The following is a 7951-nucleotide window of genomic DNA, read 5'->3' on the forward strand; positions in this document are numbered from 1 at the left end:
GTACGAACCTGAGTCACAGTCCGACTGCGAGCGCGTTATTCCTGCGCCTCAAAAGCGGCCGCCGCACGCCCGAGACGGTCGTTGACCGCACTCCATTCCGCCGACGCCGGCAGCGTCTCGATCAAAATCCGCTCGACATTCGCGCGGTCCAGCGCTCTGAGCAAGCTATACAAATCACGCGCATAGCTCTGCGGATCTTCGGGCGCCGCGATGAAATGCACATTCAGCGCATCGGCCCACCTACCCGCACTGGACACCCGCGCGACCAGCGCGAGCTTTCTATCGGCATCGAGTGCGTGTGCGGCTAGCAGCGGTTCGAGTTCTGCAAAGGGCAATAGGCTCAGCGGCGTGCGCGGCGCGTAGTGCGCCTTCAGCGTCCCGGACGCGCGGGGCGCGCTGGCGTCTGTTCCGTCAGCCAGGCGCGGCATGTCGCCGATCACCTGCGCTATCTGCAAGGGGCTGACGTGCCCAGGCCTGAGCAACGCTGGAAAGCCCCGCGATAAATCCAAAATCGTCGATTCGATGCCCACCTTGGCCGCGCCGCCATCGAGCACATGAATCGCTGCGCCGAATTCATCGCGGACATGTTGCGCCGTGGTCGGGCTGACGTGTCCAAAGCGATTCGCCGATGGCCCCGCCACGCCGCCGTGACCCTCGCGCATTGCGCTGAACGCGGTGAGCAACGCCTGCGCAACGGGATGCGACGGACAGCGGATGCCCACGGAATCCTGTCCGCCGCTCACCGCTTCGGGAACGTGCGCGGCGCGTTTCAGGATCAACGTGAGCGGGCCGGGCCAGAAGGTTTCGATAAGCTTTTGCGCATTGGCCGGCAACTCGCGAACCCAGTACGCCGGATCGCTGCCCGGCGCGAGATGCACGATCACGGGATGATTAGACGGACGCCCTTTCGCTGCGTAAATCCGCGCGATCGCCTCGGGATTTTCAGCGTCGCCGCCAAGCCCATAAACGGTTTCAGTCGGGAACGCGACGAGTTCGCCCGCGTCCAGCAACGCGGCCGCCTCATGAATCTGCCGGGTGTCGGGGGCAACGAATGGCATGGCGGAAGCGCTCAATCCAGCGGGATGTGCAGCATGCGCGCGCAATCCCGCGCCGCCGTACGCACTTCTTCCAGCGTGGTCGCCGTGAAATTCACGTGGCCCATCTTGCGCCCCGGCCGCGCTTCTTCTTTGCCATAGAGATGCAGGCGCGCAGTCGGCAACGCAGCGACGTCGTGCCACGGCGGCGTGCGGGCCTTGCTGCCTTCGAACCAGACGTCGCCAAGGATGTTGAGCATCGCCGCGGGCGAATGTTGCCGTGTGTCGCCTAGCGGCATGCCGGTCATGGCGCGGACTTGCTGCTCGAACTGACTGGTCGCGCAGGCATCGACGGTGTAGTGGCCGGAATTATGCGGACGCGGCGCCATTTCGTTTGCGATCAGCGAGCCGTCCTCCAGGATGAAGAACTCCACGCAGAGCACGCCCACATAATCAAGCTTGTCGGCAATGGTCAATGCCGCGTCCTGCGCCTGCGCCACGATCGCAGCGCTTGCATCCGGCGCGGGCACCACTGTCTTGGCGAGAATGCCGTCGACGTGCTGGTTTTGCGCGAGTGGAAAGACGGCGGACTTACCATCGCCCGAACGAGCGATCAGCACGGACACTTCGAATTTGAGCGGCATGCGCTTTTCGAGCACGCATGGCACGCCCGAGAGCGAACCGTAGGCCGTGCGCACCTCGTCCACATTGCGCACGCTGGTTTGCCCTTTGCCGTCATAGCCGAGCCGCGCCGTCTTCAGGATGCCGGGCAACACGGCGGCGATCTCCGCGTCGGAGAGGGCATCGAGCGCTTCAGTCGACTCGATCACGATATGGGGCGCTACCGGGACGCCCGCGCTCGCAATAAAACGCTTTTCCGCCACGCGATCCTGCGCAATAGCCACGCATCGGCCGGCCGGACTCACAAACGTGGTCTTCGCGATGAAGTCGAGGCTGGCGGACGGTACGTTCTCAAATTCCGTCGATACCGCCGCGCACAGCCGCGCAAGTTCGGTCAACGCGGCTTCGTCGTCGAAGGCGGCCCGCAGGTGTTTATCGGCGACGGCGCCCGCCGGACTCGACGGGTCCGGATCGAGGACAGCCACGCGATACCCCATGGATTGCGCGGCGAAACAGAACATGCGGCCAAGCTGGCCGCCTCCAACCATGCCGAGCCATGCGCCCGGCAGGATGGGAGAACTGGGTTTAGTTTGTGCGTTCATCGTGTGTACCCGGTCGCGGCCAGAAGTGTTTCGTGTATCGGGTTTTTGCTTGTAACTTGACTTCGCTTACAGCGGCGGGAGAACCATGCCCTCTGCCGCTTCCTTCTGGCGCGCGCGGAACGCGGTCAGTTTTTCGGCATAGGCGGGTTGGGTCACGGCAAGTATGGATACGGCGAACAACGCCGCGTTAGCCGCTCCGGCCTCACCAATGGCGAAGGTCGCGACCGGCACGCCCTTGGGCATCTGGACAATTGAATGCAGCGAATCCACGCCCTTCAGATACTTGCTCACCGCCGGCACGCCCAGCACGGGCACCGTGGTCTTGGCAGCCAGCATGCCGGGCAAATGCGCTGCACCTCCCGCGCCCGCGATGATCGCGGCCAGCCCGCGTTCGCGCGCCGTCTCGGCGTACTCGAACATCTCGTCGGGCATCCGGTGCGCAGAGACGACTTTCGCCTCATAAGGCACGCCGAATTCCTGCAGGATCGCGACCGCGTTCTTCATCACGTCCCAGTCGGAACTGGAACCCATCAACACGCCAACCAGTGGTGCGTCATGCGTGTGGGGCGCGGCGGCGGTCTGGACTTCACTCATCGTGCAGCATTCCTTTTGCGTGGGGACAGGTCTTGTACAACATTTTTGTGTGCGCAGTTCGTCCGGCGCGTGTCAGCGGTGCGCTGTGCGCCGGACCGAACCTCAGGCCAGCGACTCGCCCGTCAATCGCTGCAACGCCTCTTCGTACTTCTCGGCAGTTTTAGCGATAACGTCGTCCGGCAATTTCGGTGCGGGCGGTTCTTTCTTCCACGACTGGGTTTCGAGCCAGTCGCGCACGAACTGTTTGTCGAACGACGGTGGGTTCGTACCGACCTTGTAGCCATCGACGGGCCAGAAACGCGAGGAATCGGCGGTCAGCACTTCGTCCATCAGGAACAGTTCGCCGTGCTTGTCCAAGCCAAACTCGAATTTCGTGTCCGCGATGATGATCCCGCGCGTCGCCGCGTATTCCGCGGCTTCCTTGTACAGCTTGATGGAAATGTCGCGGATGGTCGCCGACAATTCCGTGCCGATCCGGCGTTCCATCTCGTTGTACGTGATGTTTTCGTCGTGATGGCCCATCTCGGCTTTCGCCGCTGGCGTGAAAATGGGTTCGGGCAGTTTTTCGGCGTTTTGCAGGCCCGGCGGCAATTCGACGCCGCACACGGAACCCGTGGCCTGATAGTCTTTCCAGCCGCTGCCGGCCAGATAACCCCGCACCACCGCTTCCACGAGGATCGGTTCCAGGCGCTTCACCACCGCAGCGCGGCCCGCCACCTGGTCGACTTCACCGGCGGCCACAACGGTTGCCGGATCGATGCCGGTATTATGGTTCGGCACAATATGCCGAAGCTTGGCGAACCAGAAATCAGCCATTTGGTTCAGGACGCGGCCCTTGTTCGGAATGGGCTCGCCCATGATCACGTCGAACGCGGACAGGCGGTCCGTGGTCACGATCAACAGCTTGTCCGTGCCGACCGCGTAGTTGTCGCGGACCTTGCCGCGACCGAGCAGCGGCAATGATTTGAGCGTGGATTCATACAGCGGGGAATGTGGGGTGGACATTGTCATCTACCGGATAAGTGCCGCAAAAGTGCCGTGACTGGGGACAAACGAAAAAAACAACGCGCCGTTCCCCAACGTGGCAGGAACGGCGGCTCAAATACGCGGGCTCCGCGGAGTCCGCCTTTGCATCAATTATGCACGGCGCACGCCGGTTAGCGCTTCGACCGGTCGGCTAACGCCGCCAGTTAAAGCGCACCGCCGTCTCACTTGACGATCTGCGCCAGTTCGCCGGACTTGTACTTCTCGGCGATTTTGTCGAGCGGGATCGGCTTGATCTTGCTGGCCTGCCCTTCGCAACCGAACTGCACATAGCGCTCCAGGCAAACTTTCTTCGCTGCCTCGCGCGCCGGCTTCAAATAATCGCGAGGATCGAATTTCGATGGATTTTCGCCGAAATAGCGCCGAATTGCACCCGTAATCGCTAAACGCAGGTCGGTATCGATATTCACCTTACGCACGCCGTGACGAATCCCCTCCTGGATTTCCTCGACCGGGACGCCATAGGTTTCCTTCATGTCGCCGCCAAACTCACGGATTTCGGCCAGCAAATCCTGCGGCACCGACGACGACCCGTGCATCACCAAATGCGTATTCGGAATGCGCCGATGAATTTCCTTGATCCGCTCGATCGCGAGGATATCGCCGGTTGGCTTCTTCGTGAACTTGTACGCGCCATGCGACGTGCCGATAGCAATGGCCAGCGCATCGCACTGCGTCTTCTTGACGAAATCAGCGGCTTGTTCGACGTCGGTCAGCAACTGCTCGCGCGTCATCATGCCTTCTGCACCGTGGCCGTCTTCCTTGTCGCCCTTCATGGTTTCCAGCGACCCGAGCACGCCCAGTTCCGCTTCCACCGTCACGCCAATGGAATGCGCCGCCTCGACCACCTTGCGCGATACGTCGACGTTGTACTCATAGGACGCCACGCTCTTGCCGTCCGCTTCGAGCGATCCATCCATCATCACGCTGGTGAAACCGCTGCGAATCGCCGCCATGCAGACCGCCGGCGATTGCCCGTGATCCTGGTGCATCACGACCGGAATGTGCGGATACGACTCCACGGCCGCTTCAATCAGGTGGCGCAGGAACGCCTCGCCCGCGTACTTCCGCGCGCCAGCCGACGCCTGCATGATCACAGGCGCGTTCACTTCGTCGGCCGCCGCCATGATCGCCTGGACCTGCTCCAGGTTGTTCACATTGAATGCCGGAAGCGCGTAGCCGTTTTCAGCCGCGTGATCCAGCAGTTGCCGCATTGATACGAGAGGCATGGGTGAAACTCCTTGAGATGAAACGAATTCTGGGCGCGCGGACAAATTTGAAATGTTCTAGCCGCAAGCCAGCGCTCGATTTCGCTGGCTTGCGTGTTCCGCTGCGCAGTTCCGCAATTTTTTACGTTCCACGCGGTCGCTCAAGGCGTTCCGGCACGCGTGAAACTCACTACGGGCGAGTGACCGATGGCTCGCCGCTTCTTCAGAACGGATCGCCGACGCGCACGATTTTCATCGCATTCGTGCCACCCGCCTGGCCCATCGGCTCGCCGACGGTCAGCACAACCATGTCGCCACGCGCCGCATAACCCTTCGACACCACCACTTCCAGCGCCTGGTGCAGCGCTTCGTCGCGATCCGAGCACGGGTCCAGATGCAGCGACGTCACGTTCCGATACAGCGCCATCGTCCGCTCGCTGCCGGTACGCGGTGTGAGCGCGAAAATCGGCACGTGGGTCCAGTGACGCGACATCCATAGCGCGGTTGCGCCCGATTCGGTCAGCGCGACGATCGCCTTCGCGCCCAGGTGAAAGGCCGTGAACAGCGCACCCATCGCGATGGACTGGTCGATGCGCGTGAACGTGCGATCGAGGAAATCCTTGTCGAGTTCGGTCGTTTCCGATTTTTCCGCTTCCACGCAGATCGCAGCCATCGTTTCGATGGTCGTCACCGGATATTTGCCCGCCGCCGTTTCCGCCGACAACATCACGGCGTCCGTGCCGTCGAGCACCGCGTTCGCCACGTCCGACACTTCCGCGCGCGTCGGCACGGGTGCGTAGATCATGGATTCCATCATCTGCGTGGCTGTGATCACGAACTTGTTCGACTCGCGCGCCATGCGGATCATGCGTTTTTGCAGCGCCGGAACCGCCGCGTTGCCGACTTCCACCGCGAGATCTCCCCGGGCGACCATGATGCCGTCCGAGGCATCGAGAATGCCTTGCAGCGCGGGAATCGCTTCGGCGCGTTCAATCTTCGCGATCATCTTCGGCTTGATGCCATAAGGCGCGCCCGCGATATTCGCGAGTTGGCGGGCCATTTCCATGTCGGTGGCGTTCTTCGGAAACGACACGGCGACGAAATCCGCGCCGAGGGACATCGCCGTCTTGATGTCCTCCATGTCCTTTTCGGTCAGCGCCGGAGCCGTGAGGCCGCCACCCTGACGGTTGATGCCCTTGTTGTTCGAGAGCTCGCCGCCCACTTTGACGGTCGTGTGAATCTCTTCGCCGATCACGCGCTTGACGTCGAGGACGATCAGGCCGTCGTTGAGCAAAAGGACGTCGCCGACGCGCAGGTCGCGCGGCAAATCCTTGTAATCCAGGCCGCAGCGCTCGTCGCTACCCAATTCGCAACGGGCATCGAGGATGAACGAATTGCCCGTCTCCAGCATGATCTTGCCATTCTCGAACTTGCCGACGCGGATCTTCGGCCCTTGCAGGTCGGCCATGATCGCGACCTCGCGGCCGCATTGCTTCGCGGCGTCCCGTACGTATTGGGCGCGCTGGCGATGATCGTCGGCGGTGCCATGGGAGAAATTCATCCGGACCACGTCGAGACCCGCCTGCATCATTTGCAAGAGGATTTCGGGTGTACTGGAAGCCGGGCCGATGGTAGCGACAATCTTTGTAGCGCGATGCATGGATTTCCTCGTCTGGGTGGTAGCGCCTGGAGCGTTGCTGCGAGTGCGGTTCGCCGACGGGATGAAAGGTGCCTCCGTCTGCGGGCGCGCGCCGGCTCGTGCTGGCGTCGCTTTTTGATGGTGGTTCTGATGATTGTTCTGTGTTCGCGACGCGTTTGCGCCGTACATCGTCACAGCGGTTTCCTGCTCGACATGGCCGGCCGGGAAGCCCCGTACGCGGCGGGCGGCGGAAATCTGTGCCGCACCGGTTCCGGTAGCTGGAACTTTGGACGTTGCCTCAGGTACTGCGGATACTTCCGGCCCGCCCCCCTCGTCCACCGTTTCACGCTGACTCGGTTCCACTATCGAGCTCGCGCCACGCAGCGCTTGACCGGCAGCCCGACGTTTCGACGTGGAACCCTTCTTAAGTGCGCTCCGCTTTATCGGCTCGGACATGGGCTCAAGCCCGCGATTCGAGGATTTCCACCGCCGGCAGCGTCTTGCCTTCCAAAAACTCGAGGAACGCGCCGCCACCGGTCGAGATATAGCTGATCTTGTCGTGGATGCCGTACTTCTGGATGGCCGCGAGCGTATCGCCGCCGCCCGCAATCGAAAACGCCGATGAATTCGCAATCGCGTCGGCCAACGTCTTCGTGCCGTTGCCAAACTGGTCGAATTCAAACACGCCGACCGGGCCGTTCCAAACGATCGTGCCGGCCTTCTCAATCTGCGCAGCCAGCGCCTTTGCGGTGTCCGGACCGATATCGAGAATCAGGTCGTCGTCCTGGACCTGATCGACGGCTTTCGTTTCGGCCTTCGCCGTCGCGGCGAATTCCTTCGCCGTCACCACGTCGGTCGGAATCGGCACCGATGCCCCGCGCGCACGCGCTTCGCTGATGATCGCCTTCGCTTCATCGACGAGATCCTTCTCCGCCAGCGACTTGCCGATGTTCAAGCCCGACGCGAGCATGAACGTATTCGCGATGCCGCCTCCTACGATCAACTGGTCCACTTTCGCAGCCAGCGACTTGAGGATGGTGAGCTTGGTCGATACCTTCGATCCCGCCACGATCGCAACCAGCGGCCGCTTCGGCACGCCTAGCGCTTTGCCGAGCGCGTCGAGTTCGGCGGCGAGCAAGGGACCCGCGCAGGCGACCGGTGCGTACTTCGCGATCCCGTGCGTGGTCGCTTCCGCGCGATGCGCCGTGC

Annotated in this window: 7 protein-coding genes; all 7 read right to left on the reverse strand. The window is 62.3% G+C overall.

Annotated elements, in window-relative coordinates:
* Nucleotides 1–35: 35 nt before the first annotated feature.
* A complete protein-coding gene (locus WCA53_RS18705) occupies nucleotides 36–1058 on the reverse strand; it encodes an L-threonylcarbamoyladenylate synthase (protein ID WP_423913889.1) in 1023 nt (340 codons plus the stop codon).
* Between the two features lie 11 nt (nucleotides 1059–1069).
* A complete protein-coding gene (locus WCA53_RS18710; protein WP_423913894.1) occupies nucleotides 1070–2257 on the reverse strand; it encodes a 5-(carboxyamino)imidazole ribonucleotide synthase in 1188 nt (395 codons plus the stop codon).
* A gap of 66 nt (nucleotides 2258–2323) precedes the next feature.
* Nucleotides 2324–2851 (reverse strand): 5-(carboxyamino)imidazole ribonucleotide mutase, encoded by a 528-nt coding sequence (purE, locus tag WCA53_RS18715; protein WP_423913897.1) that lies wholly within the window; start codon nucleotides 2849–2851, stop codon nucleotides 2324–2326.
* Nucleotides 2852–2953: 102 nt separating this feature from the next.
* Entirely contained in the window at nucleotides 2954–3856 is a 903-nt protein-coding gene (locus tag WCA53_RS18720; RefSeq protein ID WP_423913900.1) for a phosphoribosylaminoimidazolesuccinocarboxamide synthase, read from the reverse strand.
* A 203-nt stretch (nucleotides 3857–4059) separates the two neighbouring features.
* Nucleotides 4060–5124 (reverse strand): class II fructose-bisphosphate aldolase, encoded by a 1065-nt coding sequence (gene fba, locus WCA53_RS18725; protein WP_423913903.1) that lies wholly within the window; start codon nucleotides 5122–5124, stop codon nucleotides 4060–4062.
* Between the two features lie 202 nt (nucleotides 5125–5326).
* Nucleotides 5327–6763, reverse strand: a complete 1437-nt coding sequence (gene pyk, locus WCA53_RS18730) for a pyruvate kinase (RefSeq protein ID WP_423913905.1) — start codon at nucleotides 6761–6763, stop codon at nucleotides 5327–5329.
* Between the two features lie 439 nt (nucleotides 6764–7202).
* The coding region (gene pgk, locus WCA53_RS18735) for a phosphoglycerate kinase (protein WP_423913908.1) at nucleotides 7203–7951 on the reverse strand (749 nt) is incomplete at its 5' end.

The organism is Caballeronia sp., assembly GCF_049581465.1.
Classification (GTDB): Bacteria; Pseudomonadota; Gammaproteobacteria; order Burkholderiales; family Burkholderiaceae; genus Caballeronia.